The 26,988-nt window shown below is 65.5% G+C and carries 26 protein-coding genes and 2 pseudogenes; 14 read left to right on the forward strand and 14 right to left on the reverse strand.

Going from position 1 to position 26,988, the window contains the following annotated elements:
- Window position 1: 1 nt before the first annotated feature.
- The gene (locus tag ABLE71_RS17830) at window positions 2-1,579 is read right to left on the reverse strand and encodes a trimethylamine methyltransferase family protein (protein WP_348784808.1); all 1,578 of its coding nucleotides are present in this window, start codon (window positions 1,577-1,579) and stop codon (window positions 2-4) included.
- Between the two features lie 142 nt (window positions 1,580-1,721).
- Complete coding sequence (locus tag ABLE71_RS17835; protein WP_348784809.1) at window positions 1,722-1,922, reverse strand: hypothetical protein; 201 nt, start codon at window positions 1,920-1,922, stop codon at window positions 1,722-1,724.
- A gap of 316 nt (window positions 1,923-2,238) precedes the next feature.
- Here ABLE71_RS17835 and ABLE71_RS17840 point away from each other — a divergent pair, with 316 nt between their 5' ends.
- The 3 genes from ABLE71_RS17840 to ABLE71_RS17850 all read left to right on the forward strand — a co-directional run bounded on the left by ABLE71_RS17840 (window position 2,239) and on the right by ABLE71_RS17850 (window position 5,447).
- A complete protein-coding gene (locus tag ABLE71_RS17840) occupies window positions 2,239-3,405 on the forward strand; it encodes an MFS transporter (protein ID WP_348784810.1) in 1,167 nt (388 codons plus the stop codon).
- A 234-nt stretch (window positions 3,406-3,639) separates the two neighbouring features.
- Complete coding sequence (locus ABLE71_RS17845) at window positions 3,640-5,019, forward strand: aspartate aminotransferase family protein (RefSeq protein ID WP_348785151.1); 1,380 nt, start codon at window positions 3,640-3,642, stop codon at window positions 5,017-5,019.
- Window positions 5,020-5,093: 74 nt separating this feature from the next.
- Window positions 5,094-5,447 (forward strand): hypothetical protein, encoded by a 354-nt coding sequence (locus ABLE71_RS17850; protein ID WP_348784811.1) that lies wholly within the window; start codon window positions 5,094-5,096, stop codon window positions 5,445-5,447.
- 40 nt (window positions 5,448-5,487) lie between these two features.
- Here the strand turns inward: ABLE71_RS17850 and ABLE71_RS17855 are convergent, their stop codons facing one another.
- From ABLE71_RS17855 to ABLE71_RS17865, 3 genes are all read right to left on the reverse strand, one after another.
- Window positions 5,488-5,709: a hypothetical protein gene (locus ABLE71_RS17855; RefSeq protein WP_348784812.1), complete on the reverse strand. Its 222-nt coding sequence runs from the start codon at window positions 5,707-5,709 to the stop codon at window positions 5,488-5,490.
- Between the two features lie 314 nt (window positions 5,710-6,023).
- Complete coding sequence (gene mmsB / locus ABLE71_RS17860) at window positions 6,024-6,908, reverse strand: 3-hydroxyisobutyrate dehydrogenase (protein WP_348784813.1); 885 nt, start codon at window positions 6,906-6,908, stop codon at window positions 6,024-6,026.
- 145 nt (window positions 6,909-7,053) lie between these two features.
- Window positions 7,054-8,220, reverse strand: coding sequence for an isobutyryl-CoA dehydrogenase (locus ABLE71_RS17865; RefSeq protein WP_348784814.1), 1,167 nt, complete (start codon window positions 8,218-8,220; stop codon window positions 7,054-7,056).
- Between the two features lie 113 nt (window positions 8,221-8,333).
- On the opposite strand from ABLE71_RS17865, the gene ABLE71_RS17870 reads away from it, so the two are divergent.
- The 4 genes from ABLE71_RS17870 to ABLE71_RS17885 all read left to right on the forward strand — a co-directional run bounded on the left by ABLE71_RS17870 (window position 8,334) and on the right by ABLE71_RS17885 (window position 11,726).
- The gene (locus ABLE71_RS17870; RefSeq protein ID WP_348784815.1) at window positions 8,334-8,933 is read left to right on the forward strand and encodes a dimethylsulfonioproprionate lyase family protein; all 600 of its coding nucleotides are present in this window, start codon (window positions 8,334-8,336) and stop codon (window positions 8,931-8,933) included.
- Window positions 8,934-8,937: 4 nt separating this feature from the next.
- Window positions 8,938-10,407 (forward strand): cobyric acid synthase, encoded by a 1,470-nt coding sequence (locus ABLE71_RS17875; RefSeq protein WP_348784816.1) that lies wholly within the window; start codon window positions 8,938-8,940, stop codon window positions 10,405-10,407.
- A 102-nt stretch (window positions 10,408-10,509) separates the two neighbouring features.
- On the forward strand, window positions 10,510-10,977 hold the full coding sequence (locus ABLE71_RS17880; protein WP_348784817.1) for a nuclear transport factor 2 family protein: 468 nt from the start codon (window positions 10,510-10,512) through the stop codon (window positions 10,975-10,977).
- Window positions 10,978-11,051: 74 nt separating this feature from the next.
- Complete coding sequence (locus ABLE71_RS17885; protein WP_348784818.1) at window positions 11,052-11,726, forward strand: DUF2161 family putative PD-(D/E)XK-type phosphodiesterase; 675 nt, start codon at window positions 11,052-11,054, stop codon at window positions 11,724-11,726.
- On the opposite strand, the gene ABLE71_RS17890 is transcribed toward ABLE71_RS17885, so the two are convergent.
- From ABLE71_RS17890 to ABLE71_RS17905, 4 genes are all read right to left on the reverse strand, one after another.
- On the reverse strand, window positions 11,723-12,124 hold the full coding sequence (locus tag ABLE71_RS17890) for a cupin domain-containing protein (RefSeq protein WP_348784819.1): 402 nt from the start codon (window positions 12,122-12,124) through the stop codon (window positions 11,723-11,725). The genes ABLE71_RS17885 and ABLE71_RS17890 overlap by 4 nt on opposite strands.
- Window positions 12,125-12,133: 9 nt before the next feature.
- The gene (locus tag ABLE71_RS17895; protein WP_348784820.1) at window positions 12,134-12,532 is read right to left on the reverse strand and encodes a VOC family protein; all 399 of its coding nucleotides are present in this window, start codon (window positions 12,530-12,532) and stop codon (window positions 12,134-12,136) included.
- Between the two features lie 71 nt (window positions 12,533-12,603).
- The gene (locus tag ABLE71_RS17900) at window positions 12,604-13,380 is read right to left on the reverse strand and encodes a helix-turn-helix transcriptional regulator (protein ID WP_348785152.1); all 777 of its coding nucleotides are present in this window, start codon (window positions 13,378-13,380) and stop codon (window positions 12,604-12,606) included.
- A 203-nt stretch (window positions 13,381-13,583) separates the two neighbouring features.
- The gene (locus ABLE71_RS17905) at window positions 13,584-14,369 is read right to left on the reverse strand and encodes a TSUP family transporter (protein WP_348784821.1); all 786 of its coding nucleotides are present in this window, start codon (window positions 14,367-14,369) and stop codon (window positions 13,584-13,586) included.
- 131 nt (window positions 14,370-14,500) lie between these two features.
- On the opposite strand from ABLE71_RS17905, the gene ABLE71_RS17910 reads away from it, so the two are divergent.
- Window positions 14,501-14,932: a TerB family tellurite resistance protein gene (locus tag ABLE71_RS17910; RefSeq protein ID WP_348784822.1), complete on the forward strand. Its 432-nt coding sequence runs from the start codon at window positions 14,501-14,503 to the stop codon at window positions 14,930-14,932.
- A 63-nt stretch (window positions 14,933-14,995) separates the two neighbouring features.
- On the opposite strand, the gene xth is transcribed toward ABLE71_RS17910, so the two are convergent.
- Both xth and ABLE71_RS17920 read right to left on the reverse strand, forming a co-directional pair.
- Entirely contained in the window at window positions 14,996-15,787 is a 792-nt protein-coding gene (gene xth / locus ABLE71_RS17915) for an exodeoxyribonuclease III (RefSeq protein ID WP_348784823.1), read from the reverse strand.
- A gap of 112 nt (window positions 15,788-15,899) precedes the next feature.
- Window positions 15,900-17,351 carry an NCS1 family nucleobase:cation symporter-1 gene (locus ABLE71_RS17920; protein WP_348784824.1) on the reverse strand — a complete coding sequence of 484 codons (1,452 nt, stop codon included), beginning with the start codon at window positions 17,349-17,351 and terminating at the stop codon, window positions 15,900-15,902.
- Between the two features lie 588 nt (window positions 17,352-17,939).
- On the opposite strand from ABLE71_RS17920, the gene ABLE71_RS17925 reads away from it, so the two are divergent.
- From ABLE71_RS17925 to ABLE71_RS17950, 6 genes and pseudogenes are all read left to right on the forward strand, one after another.
- A complete protein-coding gene (locus tag ABLE71_RS17925) occupies window positions 17,940-18,734 on the forward strand; it encodes a hypothetical protein (RefSeq protein WP_348784825.1) in 795 nt (264 codons plus the stop codon).
- Between the two features lie 170 nt (window positions 18,735-18,904).
- Window positions 18,905-19,579: pseudogene (locus ABLE71_RS17930) on the forward strand (serine--tRNA ligase); the annotation flags it as partial.
- Between the two features lie 159 nt (window positions 19,580-19,738).
- A pseudogene (gene serS / locus ABLE71_RS17935) lies at window positions 19,739-20,347 on the forward strand (serine--tRNA ligase); the annotation flags it as partial.
- Entirely contained in the window at window positions 20,348-21,106 is a 759-nt protein-coding gene (surE, locus tag ABLE71_RS17940; RefSeq protein ID WP_348784826.1) for a 5'/3'-nucleotidase SurE, read from the forward strand.
- Window positions 21,103-21,756 (forward strand): protein-L-isoaspartate(D-aspartate) O-methyltransferase, encoded by a 654-nt coding sequence (locus ABLE71_RS17945; RefSeq protein ID WP_348784827.1) that lies wholly within the window; start codon window positions 21,103-21,105, stop codon window positions 21,754-21,756. Before surE ends, ABLE71_RS17945 begins: the two co-directional genes overlap by 4 nt.
- A 119-nt stretch (window positions 21,757-21,875) precedes the next feature.
- Window positions 21,876-23,360, forward strand: coding sequence for a peptidoglycan DD-metalloendopeptidase family protein (locus ABLE71_RS17950; RefSeq protein WP_348784828.1), 1,485 nt, complete (start codon window positions 21,876-21,878; stop codon window positions 23,358-23,360).
- Between the two features lie 109 nt (window positions 23,361-23,469).
- On the opposite strand, the gene ABLE71_RS17955 is transcribed toward ABLE71_RS17950, so the two are convergent.
- The 3 genes from ABLE71_RS17955 to ABLE71_RS17965 are packed head-to-tail and all read right to left on the reverse strand — an operon-like array spanning window position 23,470 to window position 26,899.
- A complete protein-coding gene (locus ABLE71_RS17955) occupies window positions 23,470-25,095 on the reverse strand; it encodes a dipeptide ABC transporter ATP-binding protein (protein WP_348784829.1) in 1,626 nt (541 codons plus the stop codon).
- Window positions 25,092-25,955 carry an ABC transporter permease gene (locus tag ABLE71_RS17960; protein ID WP_348784830.1) on the reverse strand — a complete coding sequence of 288 codons (864 nt, stop codon included), beginning with the start codon at window positions 25,953-25,955 and terminating at the stop codon, window positions 25,092-25,094. The genes ABLE71_RS17955 and ABLE71_RS17960 overlap by 4 nt, the downstream gene beginning before the upstream one ends.
- Window positions 25,952-26,899, reverse strand: a complete 948-nt coding sequence (locus ABLE71_RS17965; RefSeq protein WP_348784831.1) for an ABC transporter permease — start codon at window positions 26,897-26,899, stop codon at window positions 25,952-25,954. The genes ABLE71_RS17960 and ABLE71_RS17965 overlap by 4 nt, the downstream gene beginning before the upstream one ends.
- Window positions 26,900-26,988 lie beyond the last annotated feature (89 nt).

Genomic DNA, 26,988 nt, shown 5'->3' on the forward strand with positions numbered 1-26,988 from the left:
GTCAAAAATCCGTCGGCGCGCCGCCTTCGGCCTTGCGCTTGTCGACGAAGGCGTCGAGCTCCTCGCGGATCGCCGGGTCCATGAAAGGCTGCTCGTAGGTCGCAAGCCGTTCCTTCCAGACCCGGTTGGCGCGCTCCAGCGCGGTGGGCGAACCGGCCTCCGCCCAGGTCTCGAAATTGCGCCAGTCGGAAATAACAGGCGAATAAAAGGCGGTCTTGTAACGGTCCTGCGTGTGCTGGGTGCCGAAGAAATGGCCGCCCGGGCCGACCGAGCGGATCGCCTCGACGCCCAGCGCATCCTCGGAAAGATCGAGCGGCGTCAGGAACTCAGCCACCATCTGCAGCAGGTCGATGTCGAGGATCGTCTTCTCGTAGGAGCAGCGTAGGCCGCCTTCCAGCCAGCCGGCCGAATGCAGGATGAAATTCGCGCCCGACTGGATCGCGCCCCACAGCGAGAACACGCTCTCATACGCCGCCTGCGCGTCGACCTGGTTGGCGGCGCAGACATTCGAGGTGCGGTAGGGTATGCCGTAGCGCCGCGCGAGCTGCCCGCCGACGAGCTGCGCCTTCATGTATTCCGGCGTGCCGAAGGCCGGCGCCCCAGATTTCATGTCGACATTGGAGGTGAATCCACCATACCCGACGGGCGCGCCCTTTTTCACCATCTGGGCGAAGGATATGCCGGCCAGCGCTTCGGCGTTCTGCTGCACCAGCGCGCCCGCCACCGTCACCGGCGCCATCGCGCCGGCGAGCGTGAACGGCGTCACGATGACCAGCTGGCCGTTGCCGGACATCTGGATGATGCCTTCCATCATCGGGATGTCGAGTTTCAGCGGCGAGTTGGTGTTGATGATCGTGTAGACCGACGGCTCGTCCTGCAACTGCTCGCGGCTGATGCCGCGGGCGATGCGGGCGATCTCGATGCCGTCGGCGTTGCGCTCCTTGCCCAGCGAGTAGATGTGGAACGCCTTGTCGGTCAGGATCGACAGGTCGCGGATGCATTCGAGATGCCGGACCCCTGGGTGGATGTCGACCGGCTCCACCGGATAGCCGCCGGTGGTCATCAATATGTTGTGCATCTGCGCGAGTTTCAGGAAATTGCGGAAGTCGGCCTGGTTGCCGGGCCGGCGGCCATTGTCGAGGTCGGAGCAGTTCGGCGCCGACGCCATCTGAGAGAAGATCAGATTGTTGCCGCCGAAGCGCACATTGTGCGCCGGGTTTCGCGCATGCAGCGTGAATTCGCTCGGGCAGTGCTCGACCAGGTCGAGGATCATGTCGGCGTCGAAGCGCACGCGCTCCGAGCCCTCGCGCACGTCGGCGCCATGTTCCTTCATGATGCGCCGGGCCTCGTCGTGCAGAACGTCGACGCCGATTTCTTTCAGCACCCGCAGCGACGCCAGGTGGATCGATTCGAGCTCGTCGTCGGAGATCAGCTTGGTCGGCGCGAAGGGGTTCTTCAGCTGGCGGAAGGGCGGTTGCTCGAATGCGGCCGCGCCGCCGGCGCGCTTTCCCGCGCGGCCGCCACGGCGCACCCGGTCGGTAGCGAGCGCGGGTTCGGCTGGATGAAGCGCGGCGGTCATGGCGATCCTCACGGGTGGTGCTGGTTTTCCGCCAGCATCATGGACCGCCGCCAGTCCGGCCATTGCGGAGGCGGCGACCACTAGCGCGAGGGAAGCGACATCCCAGAGCCACCGGCCCGGCCGTGCCGCGGGGGCCGAGCCGTCAGCTCAACGCAAGCCCCACGACAGCGGCGACCGCCACGGCAAGACTGGCGCGCATCATGATCTGCCTGCGCCTGCAGGCCGGCACGTATCGGCAGTCGTTCTGGTTCGCCGGCGTCGGAACCTTGCCGCGACGCAGCGCCCAGAATTCGAGATCACCCGACGGCACGTCATATCTATCGACCGTCCAACGCTGTTCCATAAAAAGACACTCCCCTTGGCAGAGCCACCGCCAGGAGATGCGCCTAAGCTTGGAACGTAACTGCCCGATGTTGCGCAATTTTGCCGTTGTTACAAAACTGTCATATTCGATTCGGAAATAAACGGACAAAATCGGTCAGTAATGCTGACTGACTTCGCCGGCTAGACCGCCGCTGTACGGCGCCGTGCGGCGCTTCCCGATCGGCTCAGAGCGCGCTTTCGCTTGGTCCTGAACCTCGCCCGCATTGCCTTTCATCCCGCCTACTGATGAGTTGGCCCGCTTTGGCTTTGGCCTCTCAACACATGCGGTATCGACGGTGAATCTGGCGCAGCAACGGACGGTCGCGGAAGAGACACCCTGGGCGGCCATCGCCGGGGTGATCGCAACCGTTTCTGTTTTCGCCATCGCGCAGGGGCTCTCCTATCCGCTGCTCTCGTTCATCCTGCAGCGCCAGGGCGTCTCTCCGGGCATGATCGGGCTCTCGGCGGCGATGACGCCGATCGGCTTCATCGTCTCCTCGCCGCTCATCCCGGCTGTTTCGAGGCGCTTCGGCGCCGGCCGCACGGCGCTCTCCTGCGCGGCTTTGTCGGCTGTGCTTCTCGCGCTGATCGGCTGGACACAGGACGTCCATGCTTGGTTCCTGCTGCGCTTCCTGCTCGGCGTCGCCGTCAATCCGCTCTACGTGCTCTCCGAAGTCTGGATGATCGCGCTTGCGCCGCCCTCGCGCCGCGGCCGCATCATGGGCATCTACACGACATTGATCTCGGCGGGCTTTGCGGCCGGGCCGCTCTGCCTGCTCTTCGTCGGCTCGGAGGGCTGGCCGCCCTTTCTGGTCGGCATCGTCGCCTTTTGCATCTGCGGCATCTGCCTCGCGCTTGTGCTTCACCGCCTGCCGGACATGAACGGCGAGGGCGGCCGTCACGTCTCAGTCTTCGGCTTCATTCCGCTCGCCTGGCTGCTGCTGTTCGCCGTGGTGACCGCGGCAGGCTTCGAGCAGGGCATCCTCGCGCTGCTCCCGGTCTACGGCACCAGCTACGGCATCGCCGAATCCACCATGTCCGCCTTGCTTGCGGTGATGATCGCCGGCAACATTGCGCTGCAGGTGCCGCTTGGCCTGCTTGCAGAGCGCTGGTCGGCCCGGCTGGTGCGGTTTGCCTGCGTGACGGCCACCGTGCTCGGCTGCGCCTTGCTTCCTCTGCTGATCGAATCGCCGCTGGTGTGGCCCTTCATCTTCGTCTGGGGCGCCGTCTCATACGGCATCTACACCATGACCATCATCGAACTCGGCGAACGCTTCACCGGCTCCATGCTCGTTGCCGGCAACGCGGCCTTCTCGATGATGTGGGGCGTCGGCGGCATCGCCGTGCCGCCGGCGGCGGGCGCAGCGATGGACCTCGTCGGCGCGCCCGGCCTGCCGCTGGCGCTCGGGCTGATCTGCTTCCTGCTCGCGGTTCTCAGCATCGTGCGCCGCCGCGACGCTTGAAAGCCGACGCTTGTAGGCTGGCCGCCAACTCGACTATGATTTCCGGATGGGCCGCCGTTTGGAACATCCGAAAACGCAGTTGACCGCCGCGAACCCCTCGCGGCGGACGCTCCATGCCGAGATGCTCAGGCTTTGCGCCCGGATCGGCTATTCGCCGCCCGCCCGCCTCTGAATCCGCCGCTGGCCAGGACCAAAGTCCGGGCCGGCTTGATTCACTCACGAGGCAAGATGTCCATGACCTATCAGAACTATTCGCTGAAGCAGCTGCAGGCGATCGACGCCGCGCACCATCTCCACCCCTTCACCGACCACAAGGAACTGCGCGGCGCCGGCACGCGCATGATCGTGCGCGCCGACGGCGCCTTCATCTACGACAGCGAGGGCAACGAACTGCTCGACGGCATGGCCGGACTGTGGTGCGTGGCCGTCGGCTACGGCCGCGAGGAACTGGCCAAGGTCGCCTACGACCAGATGCTGGAACTGCCCTACTACAACTCCTTCTTCAAATGCTCGACGCCGACGCCGGTGCTGCTGGCGCAAAAGCTCGCCGAACTCGCGCCGAAATCGATCAACCAGGTCTTTTTCGGCTCCTCCGGCTCGGAGTCGAATGATACAGCGCTGCGCCTCGTGCGCCATTTCTGGGCGCTCGAAGGCAAGCCGGAAAAGAACATCGTCATCTCGCGCCGCGACGCCTATCACGGCTCGACGGTCGCCGGCGTCTCGCTCGGCGGCATGAAGCACATGCACGGCCAGCTTCACGGGGCGGTGCCGGGCATCGTGCATGTCATGCCGCCCTACGCCTTCGAGCTCGCCGAGCCAGGCGAAAGCGACGGGGCCTTCGGCCTGCGCGCGGCCAAAGCCGTCGAGGACGCCATCCTCGAAGCTGGCGCGGACAACGTCGCGGCCTTCATCGGCGAGCCGGTGATGGGGGCAGGGGGCGTCAAGATCCCGCCGTGGAGCTACTGGCCGGAAATCCAGCGCATCTGCCGCCAATACGACGTGCTCCTGATGCTCGACGAGGTCATCACAGGCTACGGCCGCACCGGAAACTGGTTCGCCGCCCAGACGTTTGGCGTCGAGCCCGACATGATCACCACCGCCAAGGCGCTGACATCAGGCTACCTGCCGCTATCGGCCTTGCTCGTGGGTGACCGCGTCGCCTCGACCATGGTCGAGAAAGGCGGCGAGTTCTTCCACGGCTACACCTATTCCGGCCATCCCGTCGCCTGCGCTGTCGGCTTGCGCAACCTCGAGATCATCGAGCGTGAAGGGCTGGTCGAACGCGTGCGCGACGACACCGGTCCCTATTTCGAGCAGGCGCTCAAGGAGCGCATCTCCGGACATCCGCTGGTCGGCGAGACACGCGCGCTCGGCCTCATGGGCGCGATCGAGATTGTCAGGGACAAGGCGACGCGCGAGCGCTTCAAGCCGGCGGGCAGCGCCGCCGTCGTCATCCGCGACCATGCCATCGCCAACGGCCTGATGCTGCGCGCGACCGGCGACACTATGATCCTGTCGCCTCCGCTGATCTGGACGCGAGACACGATCGACATGGCGTGCGATCGGATCGTCAAGGCGCTCGATCTCGCGCTCGCCGATCTCCGCGGAAAGTGATTGTCTCGGGCTTGCGGAACGCCTGGGCACACCCGACGTTATGGTGCACTGCATCATAATGTCGGGACCCAGCCATGAAAAATCGTCGTTCCACCAAAAGCGCTGGCGCGTCGGCCGGCGGCCTCATGCTGGCCCCGATGGTCGCCTTGATGCGGCTTCCGCTCATTGCGGCGGAGGCGCGCAATTCAGGCACTTGGGCGACCGAGTCGGCTCTGGCGGTCAACGAAAAGATCGCGGCGATTGCCGAAGGCGCGTTCGCTGCCCACATGTCGCTTCTGGGATCGGCGGCGCAGTTCTGGCCTGAAGTCCTTGCGGGCAAGACGCCGTCCGTCCTCACCGGCGCCGCCGTCGAGCGTTCGCTCCACGCTGCCCTGGTGCCGGCCGGCCGGCGCGTCCGGGACAACTTCCGCCGCCTGTCGAAGTTGTAGGTTTCAGATGCCGCCGCGCGGTCGTGAGCGGACATCGCTGTCAAGGACCGGGTCGGATGTCGCTCCCCGTCGCCAAGGCCGTGGCGAGATAGCCGGCCGCGAACGTCGATCCCAGCCCGTATATGATCATGCAGATTTCGAGCGGTCCCGACGGCGACCCGATTGCCTCTGGGGTGAAGACGACCAGAGCCATCGCTGTGCTCGCCCCCAGGGCGAAGCCGATGGACATGCGTGTGATTATGTAACGGATAAGCGGTGACATTGCGTCCGCGTCGCTCGTTGTCATCTTGATCAACCGAAACAAGGTGGAAAAGGTTCCGTTGCCGCCCCAAACGGCAAAAACCGCGCCTGCAGTGCGCGGTCTTGCCATTTCAACGCATGGCCCTTCGCGTACGATACGCTGCGAAGGTAACGGCTCCGGTACGCGAGACCTGATCCGGAGCGCCGGGCGATTGCGATCACCGCCTCGCCATCCGTTCTATCGGGACATTGTTACCGCGTGGTTATCGAGAGCTTAAGCAAACCTAAATTTGCGACTTTTTTGACTTGACGTGTACGATTTCCGTCCTCGCCTTTTTATGCGGCGGAAGCTCTGATGTAGCGAATGATGGCCGAGAAATCCTCGGCTCCGTGGCCGTTTTCGTTGAACCGCTCGTAAAGTTCGGCGGCGGCCTCGCCGAGCGGCGTGAAGGCGCCCGACGAGCTTGCGGCCTCCTGCGCCAGCGTCAGGTCCTTCAGCATCAGCGCCGCCGCGAAACCCGGTCTGTAGTCGCGGTTGGCGGGCGAAGTCGGCACCGGCCCCGGCACCGGGCAATAGCTGGTCAGCGACCAGCATTGCCCCGACGAGGTCGACGCCACGTCATACAGCGCCTGGTGCGACAGGCCGAGTTTTTCGGCGAGCACGAAGGCCTCGCCGACCGCGATCATCGAGACGCCAAGGATCATGTTGTTGCAGATTTTTGCCGCCTGTCCGGCGCCCGCCTCGCCGCAATGCACGACCTTGCCGGCCATCGGCTGCAGCACGGGTTCGGCCAGCGCGAAAGCCTCCCGCGACCCGCCGGCCATGAAGGTCAGCGTGCCCGCCGCCGCGCCCGCCGTGCCGCCCGACACCGGCGCGTCAATCGACAGCAGTCCGTTGGCTGAGGCAATCGTGTGGGCCTCGCGCGCGGAATCGACGTCCACGGTCGAGCAGTCGATGAACAGCGTGCCCTTTGCCGCAAGCGGCGCGATGTCCTCGTAGACCTCCAGCACGTGTTTTCCCGCGGGCAGCATGGTGATCACCACCGCCGCGCCGTTTACGGCGTCCGCCGCGCCTGCCGTCGCCTCCACGCCGTTGTCGCGGGCGATCGAGAGGTTTTCCGGCATCAGGTCGAAGCCCTGCACCGTGTGTCCCGCCTTGACGAGATTCGCGGCCATCGGGTTGCCCATGTTGCCGAGGCCGATGAAAGCGATAGTGGTCATGATGGTCCTCCGAAACAGGGGGAATAGTGAGTAGGGAGTAGGGAGTAGAAAAGGATGTTGTGTGCGCGTCCGAGTTCCAAACCTTCACTACTCACTACTCACTACTCACTACTCACTACTCACTACTCACTACTCACTTACTCCCCTACTGCCTCACCAGATGCCTCGCCACGATCACCCGCATGATCTCGTTGGTGCCTTCGAGGATCTGGTGCACTCTGAGGTCGCGCACCAGCTTCTCGAGGCCGTAATCGTGCAGGTAGCCGTATCCGCCGTGAAGCTGCAGCGCTTCGTTCGCCACCTTGAAGCCGGTGTCGGTAACGAAGCGCTTGGCCATCGCCGACCATTTGCCCGCGTCGGCCGCGCGGCCATCCAGCTTTGATGCAGCCGCATAAAGAAATATCCGCGCCGCCTGCAGCTCCGTTTCCATGTCGGCCAGCCTGAACTGCAGCGCCTGGAATTCGTTGAGTTTTTGGCCGAAGGCCTTGCGCTCGGCGGTGTAGGCCAGCGCCTTGTCGAGCGCGGACTGCGCGCCGCCGAGCGAACAGGCGGCGATGTTCAGCCGGCCGCCATCCAGCCCGGCCATGGCGATGCGAAATCCTTCGCCCTCCGCCGCGAGAAGGTTTTCGGCCGGCACGCGGCAATCGGTGAAGATCACCTGCCGCGTCGACTGCATGTGCCAGCCCATCTTGGTTTCGAGCGCGCCGAAGGAGAGGCCAGGCGCGTCCTTCGGCACGATGAAGGTCGAGATGCCCTTCGGGCCTTCCGCCCCGGTGCGCGCCATGACGATATAGATATCGCTGTCGCCGGCGCCCGAGATGAACTGTTTCGCGCCGTTGAGCACATAGTGGCCGCCGTCGCGCACGGCTCTGGTCTTCAGCGCAGCCGCGTCGGAGCCGGAACCCGGTTCAGTCAGGCAATACGAGCCCAGCCACTCCATCGCGGTCAGCTTCGGCACGAAACGCCGCCGCTGTTCCTCGCTGCCGTAGCGGTCGATCATCCAGGCCGTCATGTTGTGGATCGAGATGAAGGCGGAGAAAGCCGGGCACGCCAGTGCCAGCGCCTCAAAGATCAGCACAGCGTCGAGCCGGCCAAGGCCCGCGCCGCCGACATCGTCTCGCACGTAAATGCCGCCGAAGCCGAGCGGGCCGGTTTCGCGGATCGTATCGGCCGGAAAGTGCCTATTACGGTCCCAGTCGAGCGCGTTCGGCGCAACGCGATCCGCGGCGAACGCCTCCGCCATCGCCTGTATCGCGCGCTGGTCCTCGTTCAGCTCGAACTGGCCGGCAGGGATATCCGCCTTGGCGTCCATCACGTCCTCCCGTGACGTTTTTTGGCTATGCGCGCAAAACAATCTAGACCAATGATGCGCCCGCGCAATCGGCCGTTCGGCCGGGAGTTTCGACCATCACGTTGCGAGGACGGGTGACCACGGTTTTCGAAGACCTTCTTGCTGGCGTGAAAGGCTTCCTCGCCGGATTCGGCGAGGAGCCCGCGCGAAGCTTCATCGCCGGCATTGATTGGGCGATGCCGGCGCGGGAGCTCGCGTCGCGCAGCCTGCCATGCCTTGTCCATCTCGACCGTGCCGCCGAGATCGCCGCAGACGAGGCCAAGCCGCTGGCCCGGCTTCTTCGCGACCACGGCGGTGGGTTCCATTGGGGCCAAACATATACTGCCGCCGACTTCGGCCAACGATTCATCGACAATTACGGCTGGTTGGAAGTGTTCGGCACACGCGGCCATTTCGCCAATGACGCGCTCGCGGGCGGCTTTCTGATCCTCGGCCCCGGCATCGAATATCCTGATCATCACCACGTCGCCGAAGAACTCTACATACCGCTCACCGGCGGCACCGAATGGCGCATGGGCGGCGGCCCTTTCCGAACACGCGGGGCAGGCGAGGTCATCCACCACGCCTCCGATGTCAGCCATGCCATGCGCACCGGCGCAGAGCCTTTGCTCGCCTTCTATCTCTGGCGCGGCGGGCCACTCGCCGCCCGCTCGACGATCACGGGACGGGGCTGAGGCGATGGCGCGCGCCATCATGCTGCAGGGCACCGGCTCCGACGTCGGCAAGACGGTGCTCGTCGCTGGCCTCTGCCGCGCCGCGAAAAACCGCGGCATGCGCGTGCGCCCCTTCAAGCCGCAGAACATGTCGAACAACGCCGCCGTCGCCGATATTCCGGGCGAACCGGGCGGCGGCGAGATCGGCCGCGCGCAGTGGCTGCAGGCGATCGCCTGCGGCGTTGCACCGTCGATCCACATGAACCCGGTCCTGCTCAAGCCGCAAAGCGACATCGGCAGCCAGGTCGTCGTGCAGGGCAAGGTGTTCGGCGAGGCGAGGGCGCGCGACTACCAGATGCTCAAGCCAAAGCTGATGAACGCCGTGCTCGATTCCTGGGCGAAGGTGGGCGAGGGGGTCGACCTCGTCATCGTCGAAGGCGCTGGCTCGCCTGCTGAGATCAACCTCAGGCCCCGCGACATCGCCAATATGGGTTTTGCCACCCGCGCCGGCGTGCCTGTAATCCTCGTCGGCGACATAGACCGCGGCGGCGTCATCGCTTCGATCGCCGGCACGCATCTCATCCTGTCGGACGAGGACCGCAAGATGATATCAGGCTACCTCATCAACAAGTTCCGCGGCGACGTTTCCCTGTTCGACGATGGCCTGCTGGCGATCGAAAAATACACCGGCTGGCGCTGCTTCGGCATCGTGCCGTGGCTCGCCGCCGCTGCCCTGCTGCCGTCAGAGGATTCGGTCGTGCTGGAGCGCCTTGCGTCGGGTCAGTCCCGCGCGCTCAAGGTTGCCGTGCCGATGCTGTCGCGCATCGCCAATTTCGACGACCTCGATCCGCTCAAAGCCGAATCCGAGGTCGAGGTCGTCTTCGTTGCGCCCGGCCGGCCGCTGCCTGACGATGCCGGCCTCGTCGTCATCCCCGGCTCGAAATCGACCATCGCCGACCTCATCGACTTCCGCCGCAACGGCTGGGACCGCGATCTCGCCGCCCACCGCCGGCGCGGCGGCCATGTCGTGGGTATCTGCGGCGGCTTCCAGATGCTGGGGCGTGTCGTGCGCGACCCTGATGGCATCGAAGGCAATGTCACCGAGACAGAGGGGCTCGGCCTGCTCGACATCGAGACGGTGATGGAACCCGAAAAGACGGTGCGCAATGTCACCGCGCGTTCTGTCGCCTTCGACACGCCGCTGTCGGGCTACGAGATACATCTCGGCCGCACCACCGGCCCCGACTGCCTGCGCCCGGCGGCGGTCATCAGCGGCGTCGAGGACGGCGCAACGTCCGCCGACGGCAAGGTGTTCGGCACCTATATGCACGGCCTCTTCGGCGCCGACGAATTCCGGCAGAAATTCCTCGAAAGCCTGGGCGTCAAGGGCGCCGGCATAGACTATCGCGCCGAGGTCGAGCGCGCGCTCGACGAACTCGCCGCACATCTCGAAACGCACCTCGACTGCGACGCCATCTTCGCCGCAGCGCGGTAATACTCAACCGGCTAGTATTTTCGCGGTCTCGGACTTTCGTGCGACTTGCATGCCGCAGCAATCGGGAACAGGATGACCTTGCGTAACCATGGGAGGATCGCAATGGCTGCAACTGTCAAGAAAGGTAAGAAGCCTGCCAGCAAGGGCGCGAAAACCAAGCCATCCAATCTGAAGAACCTGAAAGCTGCGTACAGGGCATGGGGCAAGAGCAGGGCCACGGCTAATATCGGACCGCTGGAGTCGCTAATGGCCAACAGCTTCCGGATCGCCAGCATGGACGAGAACACGCCTGGGCTGGGTTTTGCCGCTGATAGATCGTCAAAGCCTGAGTCGCTCGCCTACCTCACCGGTATCTTCAACGACTGGGAGATGGTTCACTACACGCCGAAGACATTCGTCGAGCAGGGCAACAAGATCGCTATGTTCGGCAAGTGCGCCTACAAGAACAAGGCGACCAAAAAGACGGTCGAATGCTGGATCGCGAACCTGTGGGAGTTCAGGAACGGCAAGCTTGTCTCGATGGTCGATATCTTTGACTCGGCCAAAGCGGCTGCGGCTGCCACGCCCTAGCAGGCGAGCATTCGAGTCGGCACGACTGATCTGCGCTGCATGCCTGTTGGCGGCGAATCGTCTATGCGTTGTGCATGTCCGAAATCTCGCTTTATGCGCCGGTCAAGAAGTTCCTGGAAAACCTCGATTTCGTCGTCAAGGGCGAGATCGGCAATTGCGACGTGGTCGGTCTGCGCGAGGGCGAGCCGCCGGTTCTGGTCATTTGCGAATTGAAGATGCAGTTCAACCTCGAACTGGTGCTGCAGGCGGTGGACCGCGCCGGGGCGAGCGACGAGGTGTGGCTGGCCGCCGCCATGTCCGCGCGCGGAAAGGGCCGCGAGCACGACAGCCGCTTTCGAGCCCTCTGCCGGCGGCTCGGCTTCGGGCTGCTTGGCGTGACGCCGCGCGGGGAAGTCGAGCTGCTGCTCAGTCCGGCCGCGCCGCCGCCGCGCCGCGATCCCAGGATGCGGTCGAGACTTCTCGACGAGCACCGGCGCCGGCGCGGCGACCCTGCCGTCGGCGGCAGCACGCGCTCGCCGGTCATGACCGCCTATCGCCAGGACGCGCTGGCGTGCGCGGCGGCAATGGCGGAGGGGCCGAGGCGGCCGCGCGACCTGACGGGCTTTACGCCGCGCGCGGGCAAGATTCTGCTCGACAATGTCTATGGCTGGTTCGATCGCGCCGAGCGCGGCGTGTATGTGCTCACCGACGCAGGCCGCGCCGCCTTGCTGCGCTGGCCCCAAGGCGCACTGTCGCCGGCCGAACCCTAGCCGTTCTCCTCATACCACCTGACTATGTCAGGCATGTTCTTCTCGAAGCCGCCGGGGATGAACACGTTGAACAGTGCCGCCGGCGCGTCGGTCCGGTTGGCGAAATCATGCGTCGTGCCGGCCGGGACGACGAGCGTGCTTCCGGCCGGAGCGTCGATCCAGCGCTCGCCGACCAGCACGGACATAGTGCCTTCCACGATGCGGAAGATCTCGTCGTTCGCCTCGTGCGAATGCGGGCCGGGTCCGTCGCTTTTCGGCTCCAGCCGCCATTCCGACACCGAATAGGCGTCGCCGGTCTCCGTGCCGTCGGCGTGAAACACCGCGTGCATCGTCGGCATCGTGTATTCACGGCCTTCGCCCGGCAGCCGCACGATGGGCGGCCGCATGTTATCTGGCATCGGGCCCTCCTACTTCGCCTTCGGCCGGTAAGTGCCGAAACTCCAGACATTGCCTTGCGGGTCGGCGCAGATGAAGTCGCGGCTGCCATGGTCGCGGTCGACAGGCTCCTCCAGGATTTTCGCGCCGGCGGCCTTTGCCTTGGCGTGGAGCGCGTCGATGTCGTCCACAGCGATGTAGGTCGACTTGCCGCCGGGGCTGCCCGGTCCGCCCACCATCCCGCCATAGGCGTCATCACGCACCTCGCCCAGCATGATGATGGCGCCGCCGAGGCTGAGTTCGGCATGGGTGATTGCCTTGCCGTCCGTGAACTTCGCGTCGACGGCGAAGCCGAATGCCTCGCACAGCCAGTCGATCATCTTTTCCGCGCTGCGATAGCGGAAGGTCGGATAGATGCTTGCGGCGGTCATGATGGCTCTCCCTCCGAAACGGTTCGATGCCCCGTCTTCGCACGCCGTCGTCCGGCCGGATTGAAGAAATGTTACCTGGCCTCGATGCCCCAGGCCGTCGGCGACGCTCCGGCAAGCTCGCGGAACTCGCGCACCAGATGCGCCTGGTCCGCATAGCCGCAATCTGCGGCGATGCTCGCCCATCCGCCGTCGCCGGTCCGCGCGGCCGCAATCGCACGGTTCAGCCGCACGATGCGCGACACCGATTTAGGCCCGAGGCCCACCTCGGTGGCGAAACGCCGCGCCAGGTGTTTCCGGCTCCATCCGATCCCCCGGGCGATCGAAGCAACGCGCGCCCGTCCGCCAGTTGCGGTGATTGTGCGGAAGGCCCAGGCCACTTCGGGCGAGGGCGCATGCGCGCCGGCGACCTTCGGCAGCACGAAAGACTCGGCGATGTCGAAGCGCCGCTCCCAGTCCGGCGCGTCGCCGAGCGCTTCGCGCAGCGCCGCTCCCTCCGCGCCGAGCAAATCGTCCAGCACGACGATCCTGTCGGTCAGTTCCGTCATTGGCATCCCGAAGAACCGTCTTGCGCCGAGCGGCGTGAAGTTGATCTGGATGCAGTTCGACGCGCCGAAGGAATCGATCGTCACCGGCCCGGCGAAGAGCCCAGCCGCGAAGCTGCCGTAGCGGTCGTTGCTTCCGGGCGCGCGGCCAAGACCGATCGCGAAAGGCTCGCCGAAGCTGACGACCAGTGGAATGTCGAGCGACGCCGCCTCGACCTGCCGGAAGTGGCCGCGCTCGATCTCGCGGTAGCCGACCATTCTCGACACGAGACCCGCAAATGCATCCGCCGGCCTTCGCTCGGCCATCTCGAAAGCCTTCGGCGAGGCGGGTGTCTGCCTGTCCTGCATTCTGTCGGCCATCGCGGACCCTTCGGCCCCACGATAGCAGCCGCCGCGCCGCCGCGCAAAAAAGCGCCCGGCCGAGGGACCGGGCGCTTCCGTTGCCTGAGCTACCCTGAACCCAGGGGCTCAGCTCATGATTCGTTACGACAATCTTATTTAGCCGCGGCTCAAACGCCAAGCAAGACTCTCAGCGGATGCGCCGGGTCGACCAAAAGTCGCACCGCGAGCGCGACGCAGGTCAGCACCAGCAGCGGCTTGATCAGCCTGGCGCCGTTCCTGATCGCAAGCCCCGAGCCGATGCGCGCGCCGAGGAACTGCGCCGCGCCCATGATCAGCCCGACCTTCCACGACACCACGCCTGCCGCCGCGAAGGCCGCGAAACCGCCGAGATTGGTGGCGAAATTGAGGAATTTCGTGTGCACCGTCGCCTTCAGCACGCCGTAGCCGGCCAGCGACACGAAGGCGAGCATCAGGAAGGAGCCGGTTCCGGGCCCGAACACGCCGTCGTAGAAGCCGACCAGAGGCACCACGCTCAGGCCGAACAGCATCGGCGTCACGCGCTGGGCGCGGTCGGCGTCGTCCATGTCGGGCTTCAGCGCGAAATAGAGCGCGATCGCCACCAGCACGAAGGGCAGCGCCAGCCGCAGCGCATCGCCCGGAATGCTCGTCGCCACCAGCGCGCCGGCCCCGGAGGCGGCGAAGGCGAGCGCGGCCCATGGCAGCTGCCGCTTCACGTCGAGCTGTCCCTTCGAAGCGTAGTGAAGCGCTGCCGAGCCGGTGCCGAACAGGCCCTGCAGCTTGTTGGTGCCGAGCGTCTCGGCAGGCGGGAAGCCGGCGAGCAGCAGCGCCGGAATGGCGATCAGCCCGCCGCCGCCGGCGATCGAATCGATGAAGCCCGCGGCGAAGGCCGCCAGCGCGAGGAACAGGATGATTTCGGTGGCGATGTCGGACATGGGGCAGGAGGGGGCTGACGCCGGCGAATGATTGCCGGCTTCACCACAGGCTTGCCGGTTGCGCAAGCCGGGATTCGCGCTAATGATCGCCGGATGCGGCCAAAACCGGGGCCGAGCACGGGGATTTGCCGATGGCGTCAGGATTGCTTGCCCAGCTCAGGGAGATCTTCGAGGGTGACGCCGGCGTGCGCAAGGTCGCCGACGACCCGGTGCTGTCGGCCGAGCTTCTGCTGCTCTTCCGCATGATCCTCGCCGACGGGCAGGTCTCCGACAGCGAGATGCAGGTCTTCCGCCGCATCTGCCGCGAGTCCTTCGGCATCGCCGACGAGAGCATCGACGGGGTCATCGAATATCTCAACGACTTCGGCTACGAAACGTCGGGCGCGCAGGCGATCGGGATGTTCCGCGAACTCGACATCGAGCGCCGCAAGGAACTCGCCCGCCACATGGCCGAGATCGCCAAGGCCGACCGCCAGCTCGCCGAGAACGAGGTGCGGCTCCTGCGCCGCACGCTCGACCTCTTGGGCATCAGCCCGGTCGATGTGGTGAAGCCGAAGAGCTGAACCTCCGAATGGGGGCTGGACGAGATTCAGGTCAGGCCGGCCTCGCCTGAATATCGACAGACCCTACGCAGCCGCCAGCTTCAACTCCACCGCCACCGGCACATGGTCGGACGGTTTTTCCCAGGCGCGCACATGCTTGTCGATCGAGGTGCCGGCCAGGAAATTCGCCGCCTCGGGCGACAGGAGCAGGTGGTCGATGCGGATGCCGTTGTCCTTCTGCCAGGCGCCGGCCTGGTAGTCCCAGAATGTGTAGACCTGGGCGTCGGTCGTGGCGCGCACCGCCTCGGTGAAGCCGATGTTCTCCAGCCGCCGGAAGGCCTGGCGCGTGGCCGGCTGGAACAGCGCGTCGTTCACCCAGTTCTCGGGGAAGCGCGCGTCGATCGGCTCGGGGATGACATTGTAGTCGCCGGCCATGACCAGCGGCTCTTCCAGCTCCAGCCTCTCGCTCGCCCAGCGCTCGAGCCGCTCCATCCAGGCGAGCTTGTAGGGAAATTTCACCGGGTCGTCGGCCGGGTTGCCGTTGGGCAGATAGAGCGAGACGACGCGCAGCGCGCCCTTGTCCGTCGAGAACACGCCCTCGATGAAGCGCGCATGGTCGTCGGCGTCGTCGCCCGGCAGGCCGCGATTGACCTCGTCGAAGCGCAGCTTGGACAGGATCGCGACGCCGTTGAAGCCTTTCTGGCCGTTGGTCTCGACATGGTAGCCCAGCGCCTCCACCTCCAGCCGCGGAAAACCCTCGTCCACCGTCTTGATCTCCTGCAGGCAGACGATGTCGGGATCGGCCTCCTTCAGCCAGTGCAGGAGGTTGCCGATGCGGGCGCGCACGCCGTTGATGTTCCAGGTCACGATCTTCATGCGACGACGGTTAGCATGGCGGCCGGCCGGCATCATCCGAAAAACGCTGCGCTATCGCGCCATGCTGACAGCGGAGGCGGGCGGCGCAAATACACCGCCCGCCTCCGTTCCGTCATGCGGTCTTCGGCACGGCGCCGATGCTCTTGGCGCGCAGGCCGTAATAGATCGCGCCTGATATCGCGACGCCGAAGAACCAGCCGTAGACGCCCCACCAGGACGGCAGGATGTTGGTGAAGTTCGGCAGGATCGACGAGAACACGATGCCGATGCCTGCCGCGATCAGCGCATTGACATGCCAGCCGTTCTGGAAGCGGTATTCGCCGTGTTCGCGATAGAGGTCCTCGACGTTGAGCCAGCCTTTGCGGATCATGTAGTAGTCGACCATCATCACGCCGAAGATCGGCCCCATGGTCGCGCCGATGATGTTGACGAAGTGGGCGGCGCCTCCCTCCCATGGCGCGAAGGGATAGAGCACCAGCGCGATCAGCGCCGCGATATAGCCGCCCTTCTTGAAGTCGACATACTTGGGGAAGACGTTCGAGAAGTCGAAGGCCGGCGACACGAAATTCGCCACCACGTTGATGCCGAGGGTGGCCACCGCGAAGGTCAGCGCCGCCAGCAGGGCCAGGAACCAGCTGTCGAACTTGGCAGAGATCTGGTCGGGGTGCAGCAACACTTCGCCGTAAACCTGGAAGGCGGCTATGGTGGTGATGCCGGCGACCAGCGAGAACAGGATCAGGTTTACCGGCAGGCCCCAGATGTTGCCGATCCTCAGCGAGCGCTCGTCTGGCGAATAGCGCGAGAAGTCGCAGAAGTTGAGATAGAGCGCGGCGAAATAGGTGACCCAGATCGCGGCCACCGCCATCAGGGCCTCGAAGGAGCCGGGCACTCCGGGCACGCCGGCATCCTTGGTTTTCTCCAGCAGCACGTCCATCGGGATGTTGCCGTTCAGCGATATGCCGCCCGCCTTGATGACCAGATAGACCGCGAGGATCAGCATCATCACCCAGACAGCGGGACCGGCCCAGTCCTGGAAACGCCGCACCGTCTCCATGCCGCGCTGGATGATCAGGAGCTGCAACGCCCAGATGACGACGTAACAGATCACCTCCAGCGTCGAATGCCCCAGGAAATGGCTTGTCTGGTGGAATTGCAGCATGCCCTCGTTGCGGATGAGCAGCGCGACGATCGCGCCCGATGCCGCGGCCGTCTGCGCGCCGTACCAGAAGCAGGCGACGATGGCGCGCACGATGGCTGGGAAGTTCGCGCCCCATATGCCGAACGAGGCGCGCGCCAGCACGGGGAAGGGGACGCCGGTCCGCACACCCGCGACGCCCACGAGGCTCATCAGGAAATAGATGATCAGCGAGCCGATGCCGATTGCGATCAGGAAGTTGATGAAGCTGCCGCAGAACAGGAACAGGCTTGCGGCGAGATAGTAGCCCCACAGGCTGTGGACGTCGGATGTCCACACGTTGAAGATCGAGAACGGCCCCCAGTTGCGCTCCGTGGCGGGCGCCAGATCCTCATTGTACAGCTGAGGCGATGCATTCGATATCGTCATGATCCTGTCCCCTTGCAGGCCGGCCTCTCCTTTGCCGGCTTCCGCAGCGTGAGAGCGGCCCCTGAGTCTGTCAACGAACTCAGCCGTGCCTTGGGGACAAGGCGGCAATCGCTCTAAGATCCCGCACGACCTTCGAAACGCAACGAAATCAGCCGATTAGGTTGCCTGTCTCATCGCTTCTCTCATCGCTTCCGAGAAAACCAAGCAAGTCTTTCAATGTAATCTTGAAGCGGGCCGCCGACAGCGGATCGGGGCTAGGCGGCCGGAGGTGGGGCCCAGCGCTCCCTTCTGCCCTCGAGGGGTGACCAGCCGGTCGCGAAGCGAATTGACCATGCCGCGCAGTCCATGGTGAGCCTGTCGAACCACGAGGACGCTAGGCGACATCCAAACGTGGAATCATGCTCCCTGCCACGTGCGATTTCGAGCATTTGGCCTCGCTTCGCGCGCCAGCCAAGTCATTGAAATCGCTCCTCAGCTCCTCGAACGATGCCATGAGCGCCGCTTCTCACCCAAAAAAATCCGCGGACATTTGTCCCCGTCCTTCCCGGCGGAGCGATGATGTCGCCGTCTGGGTCGAGGAACGCGTCGATGGACTGTAATGCGGCAATCGAGGACAATCGCGAGGCGCTGAAGCGCGTGTTGGCCATGCTCGTCGCCATGGCCGGGCTGGGCGGCGGCAACCCTGCCACCTTGCCCCGCCATCTCCACCGCGCGATCCTGCGGCTGCTCAGGCCGGCCGAATCCGCTGCGCGGCGGCTGATCATCGTCATGGCTCGCGGGCTGGTGGTGACACTTGCGCCGACCGGCCCGAGCAAGCCGAAGCCGACATCCACGATCCTGCGCAATGGTATCGGCACCGGCATCGTGATGCCGCGCGGCTGGCGGCACAAGGCCGGCACACCGGCCGCTTGCTCGCGTGCCTTGCCGTTGTTCGATCCGCTGCCCCGGTGGGGTGCGTCGCCGAGGCCGGCGGCGAGCGGGTTTCCCCGCATCTCCATCCCCGGTCTGACCCAGCCATTTCCCGTCCCCCGCGCGCCTTCGTCCGACGATCCGATCGACGCCGCGCGTCTTGCACTGCGCCTTGGCGCGCTCGGCCGCGCTCTGGACGACTTGCCGCGAGAGGCAAGACGCTTCGCCCGCTGGCGGGCGCGGGCGGCGGACGCCGCGCACAAGCCCGACGCCGCAGGCACGCAAAAGGGGAATAGTCGCCGCACCGGCCGGTTTCGCCGCGTCTGGCCTCTGCGTCCCGGCCGTCCGCCCGGCGGGCGCCTGTCACGATACGATCCGGACGCCCCACGCCGGAAGAACACCCGCGACGTCGACGAGATCCTGGCGCACGCCCACGCGCTGGCCCGCTTCGCGCTCAGCCCGGACACGTCATGACGCCGGCGGCTGCCTTGCCGAACGCGAAGAAAGATGAGGGATCAACAGCCAGACTGCCGAAATGCACGGCGTGGCAACGATGAGGCATGTCCACGACCAATCTCCCCACCTTGCATCCTTTGCCCACTCGGTTTAGGCCCTGTCGCGCCTTTTCAGGAACGGTTTCAGCCATGCTCGACATCAAATGGATTCGCGAAAACCCGCAGGCGCTGGCCGAGGCGCTGGTCAAGCGGCAGTGGACGCCCGAGGAAGCGCAAAAAACCGTCGACGGGCTGATCGAGAAGGATGTGGCGCTCCGCGCCCATCTTGGCCGGCTGCAGGAACGCCAGGAGCGCCGCAACGCCGCCTCCAAGGAGATCGGCAACGCCATGCGCTCGGGCGATGCGGCCAAGGCCGAGGAATTGAAGGGCGAGGTCACCGCCATCAAGGAATGGCTGTCCGGCGCGGAGGCCATGGGGCGCGAGCTGGACAAGGCGCTGGACGACGCGCTGGCGGTCATCCCCAACGTGCCGCTGCGCGACGTTCCCGTCGGTGCCGACGAGCACGACAATGTCGAGGTTCGCAAGGTCGGCGATCCCAGGCAGAAGTCCAACTGGACGCGCGAGCATTTCGAGATCGGCGAGGCGCTCGGCATGATGGATTTCGAGCGCGCCGCCAAACTCTCCGGCAGCCGCTTCACCGTGCTGAAGGGCCAGTTGGCGCGGCTCGAACGCGCGCTCGGCCAGTTCATGCTCGACCTGCACACGACGGAGCACGGCTATCAGGAAGTGCAGGTTCCGCTGATGGTTCATGACGACGTTATGTACGGGACTGGCCAGCTCCCTAAATTCGAAGATGACCTGTTCGTTTCGCTCGTAAAGCGAGACCTCCGGCAGGTGGCTGTATGGGGGCGGGTTTTTAATCGGGCCGCTGCAGAAGGCATTTCGATTGAGGATTCGGATAAGCATCAACTTCGCATTGATGAGATTTTCGATGAGGAAGAACCGAAGGAGCCAAAATATCAGCGTCGTTGGCTCATCCCCACCGCCGAAGTCCCGCTGACCAACCTCGTGCGCGAGGAAATCACCCCGTTCGAAAAGCTGCCGCTGCGCTACACTGCGCTCACGCCGTGCTTCCGCTCGGAGGCGGGCTCTGCCGGACGCGACACGCGCGGCATGCTGCGCCAGCACCAGTTCTACAAGGTCGAGCTCGTCTCGATCACCGATCAGGACAGTTCGCGCGACGAGCACGAGCGCATGACCGAGTGCGCCGAGACGGTGCTGAAGAAGCTCGATCTGCCCTTCCGCACCGTCACGCTCTGCACCGGCGACATGGGTTTCGGCGCCCAGAAGACCTACGACATCGAGGTTTGGCTGCCGGGCCAGAACGCCTATCGCGAAATCTCGTCCTGCTCGGTCTGCGGCGATTTCCAGGCGCGCCGCATGAACGCCCGCTACCGTCCCAAGGAAGGCAAGGGCACGGCCTTCGTGCACACGCTGAACGGCTCCGGCACCGCCGTCGGCCGCGCGCTCATCGCCGTCATGGAGAACTACCAGGAGGCTGACGGCAGCGTAACCATTCCTGAATCGCTCAGGCCCTATATGGGCGGGCTGACCAAGATCGAGGCGCGGTAGATGCGCATCCTGCTCACCAACGACGACGGCATCCATGCCGAGGGCCTCGCCGCCCTCGAGCGCGTGGCGCGAAAACTCTCCGACGACGTCTGGGTCGTCGCGCCGGAAACCGACCAGTCCGGCTACGCGCATTCGCTGTCGCTGTCGGAGCCGCTTCGCCTGCGCAAGCTCGGCGAGAAACATTTTGCCGTGCGGGGCACGCCGACCGACTGCGTCATCATGGGCGTGCGCCGGCTGCTTCCGGGGCCGCCCGACCTCGTGCTGTCGGGCATCAATTCCGGCTCCAACATCGCCGACGACATCACCTATTCCGGCACGGTGGCCGGCGCCATGGAAGGCGCGCTGCTCGGCATCAAGTCGGTTGCGCTCAGCCAGGCCTACTTGGTCGAGGACGGACAGCGCACGGTGCCCTACGAGACGACAGAGGCGCTGGCGCGGGCGCTGCTCGAAAAGCTGCTCGCCGTCGACCTGCCGGTCGGCACCTTCCTGAACCTCAACTTCCCGAGCTGCCGGCCCGGCGAGGTCGAGGGCACGCGCGTCACGGCGCAGGGCAAGGTCGCCTACAATCTCGGCATCGAGGAGCGGGCGGACGGGCGGGGCCTACCCTATTATTGGCTGCGCTTCGGCCGCGACGCGACGGAGCTTCGCGAAGGAACCGACATCCACGCCGTGCGAAGCAACTTCGTCTCGGTCACGCCGCTGAAGTTCGACCTCACCGCGCACGAACTGCGCGACCAGTTGACAAAGGCGCTCGCATGAACGGCGTCCCGGATGAACGCGAGGCATTTGCCTCCTTCCTGTTGCGCCTGCGCGGCAAGGGCATCGTCGCCAGGAACCTGATCTCGGCCTTCGAGGCGACGCCGCGGCGCGCTTTCGTGCCCGACCGCTGGCAGAATGTCGCCTGGACAGAGGGCATGATCCCGATCGAGTGCGGCGAGGCGGTCGAGGGGCCGGACCTGCAGGCCGAAATCATGGCCTCGCTCGCCATCGAGCCGGGGCATCGCGTGCTGGAGGTCGGCACCGGCTCCGGCTTCAGCGCCGCCGTCATGGCGCGGCTTGCGGCGCGCGTCGTCACCGTCGAGCGTTACAAGACGCTCTCCGAGCTCGCCCGCCAGCGCTTCGAGGCGCTTGGCCTCACCAACGCCTTCGTCAGGCATGCGGACGGCTCGCAGGGGCTCGCGGCGGAAGGCCCGTTCGACCGCATCGTTGTGTGGGCGGCTTTCGACAGCATGCCGCGCAGCTTCGCCGAGCAGCTTTCCTCCGCCGGCGTGATGATATCCCCGATCGGGCCCGACGAAGGCCTGCAGACGCTGACCAAACTCACCAAGATCGGCAGCCGTTTCGAACGCGAGGACATCGGCACGGTGCGCCTGCAGCCGATCGTGCGGAGCGTCGCCGCCGTGATCTGAAGGGCGTTTTTGAAAAGTCTGAATTAAATCCGCTTCAAATGAGAGGGGCTTAACCGACCGGTAACATTAACGCGCTTTAATCCCGCCAGTTGAGTCTCGAGTATTTGCGGGTTGTTGCCATGCAGGTCAGTGTTTTGAAGCGTAGCGGATTGAAGCTGTCGCAGGGCGCGGCAGTCTTTCTCCTGGCGGGGATGGCCGCCGGCTGCAGCTCCCAGGTCGCCCGCTTCGGCGGCGTCGACGACTTCATGACAGCGTCGACTCCCAACCAGCGCGAGATCATCCGCCCGAGTGGCGACACTTCCGGCGCCCAGACCTATCCCGGCGACACCCAGCAGGTCGCGGCGGCGCCCGCCAACGGCGCCTATTCCGGCTCGGTGAGCCGCGGCGCGCTGGCGCCGGTCTCCACCGCTCCTGCCGCCCAGCCGGTCCGGACCGCCTCGGCTCCCGCCATGCAGCCGGCCGACACCACCACCACCGGCACGGTCAAGCCCGAGCCGGCAATGGCGGAGCAGGGCGACATCAAGGGCTGGTCGCGCGCAGGCGGAACCCAGGTCACGGTCAAGCAGGGCGAGACGGTCTACAATTTGTCGCGCCGCTTCGGCGTCCCCGCCGACGTCATCATGAAGTCCAACGGGCTGAGCGAATCCGACGGCCTCAAGGCGGGCGCCAAGATCGTCATCCCGACCTACGTCTATTCGGACAAGGCAGGCGTCTCCGCCCCCGACAACAATCCGAAGACGGCCAAGGCGAAATCCTCGCGTGGCGAGCAGCAGCCGTCCGACCCGAACCAGGACGCCCAGCAGAACCTCGCGGTTCTCCCGCAGACGCCGAAGAGCAAGGAGAAATCGGCAGCGGCCACCACGGCGACCGCCGACAGCAGCAACGCCAAGCCTTCGGGCGCTAGCGGCACCTACAAGGTGCAGGAAGGCGACACGCTCTCGCGCATCGCCAGGAACACAGGCGTCGGCGTTGCCGCCATCAAGGAAGCGAACGGCCTTTCCGACGGCCTGATCCGTGTCGGCCAGACGCTGAAGATCCCGGGCGCGGGCGGCTCGACGAAAGTCGCCTCGGCCGCTCCCGCCGCCACCGACGCGGTGGTGACCAACACGACGAAGACTGCCGAGACTGCCAAGCCCGCCGCGCAAGGCGAGAAGGTCGCCGTCTACACGCCGCCGAAGAAGGCCGAGAAGGTCATCGAGCAGGCCGACGAGACTGCTCCCGACGCCACCGGCATCGGCCGCATGCGCTGGCCGGTGCTCGGCCGTGTCATTTCGCAATACGGCAAGGGCAGCGGCAAGTCGAATGATGGCATCGATATATCGGTGCCGGAAGGCACGCCGGTCAAGGCCGCTGAAAACGGCGTCGTGATCTATGCCGGCGACGGTCTCAAGGAATTCGGCAACACGGTTCTCGTGCGCCACGAGGACGGGCTGGTCACGGTCTACGGACACGCCAGCGAGCTCAAGGTCAACCGCGGCGACAAGGTCAAGCGCGGCCAGGATATCGCTGTCTCCGGCATGAGCGGAACCACCGACGCGCCGAAGCTGCACTTCGAGGTCCGCAAGAACTCGGCCCCCGTCGATCCGTCGACCTATCTCGAATAAAAGCAGAAACGATCGCGGACCGTCTGACCTCCAGTCCGGCCCGCCCGCTCTGCCCGCCCGAGAGGGCGGGCATTTTCCGTTGTGCGGCAGGCTGGCGGGTGCTGACCGCCTAGCCCTGTTCCTGCATCCTTTTCGCGATCGCCCGGTGCAGATCCGGCGCCGCCTCGACCAGCGCCCGGGCCGCTTCCGTTTGCGGATGCGACAGAACCTCGGCCGTCTTGCCGGTCTCGACGATCCGGCCCTCATGCATGACCATCACGTCGTCGGTGATGGCGCGGGCGACGGTCAGGTCATGCGTGATGAACAGGTAGGCCACGCCGAGCTTCTGGTTCAACTCCGCGAACAGGTCGAGTACCTGGGCGCGGATCGATACGTCGAGCGCGGACACCGGTTCATCGGCCACGACAAGCTTCGGCCGCGTGATGATGGCCCGCGCGATGGAGATGCGCTGCCGCTGACCGCCGGAAAACTCGTGCGGATATTTTTGCATGCCGGCCGGTTTAAGCCCGACCTCGTGGAGGGCCTGCGAAACGAGTTCGCGCCGTTCGGTCTTGCCCGGCTTCTTGTCAAGCAGATGCAGCGGCTCGGCGACCAGCCATTCGACAGTTCGACGCGGGTTGAACGAACCGTATGGATCCTGGAAGACGACCTGCATGTCGCGCCGGGCGGATCGCAACGAAGCCTGGTCGCGCCCGGTGATCGTTTCGCCCTGGAACGTGATCGTTCCGGAAGTCGGTTCGTCGAGCGCGAGGATCATGCGGGCAAGGGTCGACTTGCCGCAGCCCGACCGCCCAACCAGCGCCACCGAGTGGCCCTCGCCGAGTGCGAAGGAGACGTCGTCCACTGCGCGGACCGGCAGCGGCTTGTGGAACAGCGAGGTTCGGCGCCCGGGATAGTCTTTCGAAACGTTTTGGACGGTCAGCAGAGGCTTGCCGGCCGCGACCCCATGGATGGCCTTTGCGCGTTCCGGCACATGCATCGAAGCCTGCGCGAGCTGGCGCGTATAGGGATGCACCTGCGCCGAAAGCGTCCGCGCGGTCTCGCCCGCTTCCATGACTTCGCCGCCGCGCAGGATGGTGATGCGGTCGGCCATTTCGGCGACGACCGCCAGATCGTGCGAGATGAGCAGCAGGCCCGTGCGGTTCTCGTCGACCAGATCGCGAAGCAGTTCGAGGATTTGCGCCTGCAGCACGACGTCGAGCGCGGTCGTTGGCTCGTCGGCGATCAGCAGCTTGGGCTTCAGCGCGCAGGCGATGGCGATCACCACGCGCTGGCGCTGGCCGCCCGACAGTTCGTGCGGATAGCGGGTGAGGGGGAACTTGTCCGCCGGCAGCCCGACGCGATCCAGCATCTTGCGTGCGAGCGTCTCGGCGTCGGTCCTGTTCGCCCTGGTGTGCCAGCGGATGCCTTCGGCGACCTGCTCGCCGATCGCCTTCAGCGGGTTGAGCGCCGTCATCGGCTCCTGGAAAACCATGCCAATGTCGTCGCCGCGCAGCGCGCACATCCGGTCCTCGGAAGCTGCCAGTATGTCGATGCCGTCAAAGGTGATGCGGCCCATCGCCCGCGCGGCATCCGGCAGGAGCCGCATGAGCGACAGCGCCGTCATCGATTTGCCGGAGCCGGATTCGCCGACCAGACCCGTGATCTCGCCGGCTTCGATCGAAAGGTCGATGCCCCGCAGGATTGGCGTGCCGCCGATATCGAGCGACAGATTTTCGATCTCGAGCAGGCTCATCTCTGCCGCCTGAGTTTCGGGTCGAGCGTGTCGCTGATGCCGTCGCCGATCAGGTTGAGGCCGAGCACGGTGATGATGATCGCCATGCCGGGCACGATCGCCAGATAGGGAGCCACGACCATCCGCGTCTGCGCATCGAACAGCATGCGGCCCCAGCTCGGCATCGGCGGCTGTGCGCCGAGCCCGACATAGGAGAGCCCGGCCTCGGCCAGAATGCCCAGCGCGAACTGGATCGTGCCCTGGACGAGCAGCAGGTTGGCGATATTGGGCAGGATGTGCTCGACGGTGATCAGCGCGTGGCCCTTGCCGGAGGCGCGTGCGGCAAGGATGAACTCGCGCGGCCAGATGGCGAGTGCGCCCGCCCGGGCGACGCGTGCGAACACCGGAATGTTGAAGATGCCGATCGCGATGATGGCGTTGACGGCTCCCGGTCCGAAGATCGCCGTGATCATGATCGCCGACAGAAGCGCGGGGAAGGCGAAGACGATATCGTTGAAGCGCATCAGCGCGTCGTCCACATAGCCGCCGCGCGCCGCCGCCCAGCAGCCGAGCGGCACGCCGATGCCCATGCCGATGCCGACCGCGACCAGCGCAACCGCGATCGAGTTGCGCGCGCCGACCATGATCATCGAAAGCATGTCGCGCCCGAACTGGTCGGTGCCGAAAATATGCGTAGTCGAAGGCGGCTGCATGCGGTCGGCGACGATGAGCTTGGTCACGTCGTAGGGCGTCCAGAAAAAGGACAACAATGCCATGGCGGTGACGAGCGCCGTAATGACGAAGCCTGCGAGGAAGGAGCGGTTCGCGAAGGCCTTCGCGACAAAGCCCCTTTCAGGGAGATCCGAGGTCCGATCACTCATGCGCGCACCCTAAGCCGCGGGTCGACCAGCGCGTAGGAGAGATCGATCACGAGGTTGATCGCGATGATCGTCGCCACCAGGAGCATGACGACGCTTTCCACCACGATGAGGTCGCGCTGGTTGATCGCCTGGAAGACAAGACGGCCGAGACCGGGCAGGTAGAAGACGTTCTCGATGATGATCGTTCCGGCAAGCAGGAAGGCGAACTGCAGCCCGAGGATCGTCAGGACGGGCAGCAAGGCGTTGCGCAGCGCATGGCGCCAGAGCACGGCCTTTCGCGGCAGCCCCTTGGCGCGCGCGGTACGGATGAAGTCCTCGCCGAGAACGTCGAGCAGTGCCGACCGCGTCACCCGCGCCAGGATCGCTGCCTGTGGCAGGGCGAGGGCTACCGAGGGCAGGATCAACGCCTTCAGCGCCGGCCAGACGCCTGCGCTCCAGCCGGGAAAACCGCCGGCGGGCACCAGCCGCAGCCACACGGCGAAGACGTAGACGAGAAGCAGGGCGAACCAGAAGTTCGGAACCGCGACGCCGAACTGCGAGGCTGCCATGGCGACCGTGTCGGACGGACGGCCCCGGCGCGCGGCGGCAAAAACGCCGACCGGCAATGCAATCGCCGTGGACAGAGCGAGCGAAACCAGGGCAAGCGGCAGTGAGACCGCGGCTCGCTCCCTGACCAGGTCTATGACGGGGACGGAGTAGGTGTAGGAACGGCCGAAATCCAGGCTCAGCAGCCCACCGGTCCAATGCAGGTAGCGGACGAGAAGGCCCCGATCTAGGCCCATCTGCACACGCAGCGCCTGGACGGCATCCTCGGTGGCGTTGAAGCCGAGCATCAGGCGCGCAGGATCGCCGGGCAGGATCTCTAGCACACAAAAAACCACGACCGACGCGACAACCAGCGCGAGCAGCCCGGTCGCAAGGCGGCGCAGGAGATATACCGTCATAAGGTCTTACCCTCCCCCTTGTGGGGAGGGTGGCCCACAGGGCGGGGTGGGGGTAGCTGCACTAGACGGATCGTCAAATGCACGGAATT

This window comes from Mesorhizobium sp. KR9-304 (genome assembly GCF_040049215.1).
GTDB lineage: Bacteria > Pseudomonadota > Alphaproteobacteria > Rhizobiales > Rhizobiaceae > Mesorhizobium_K.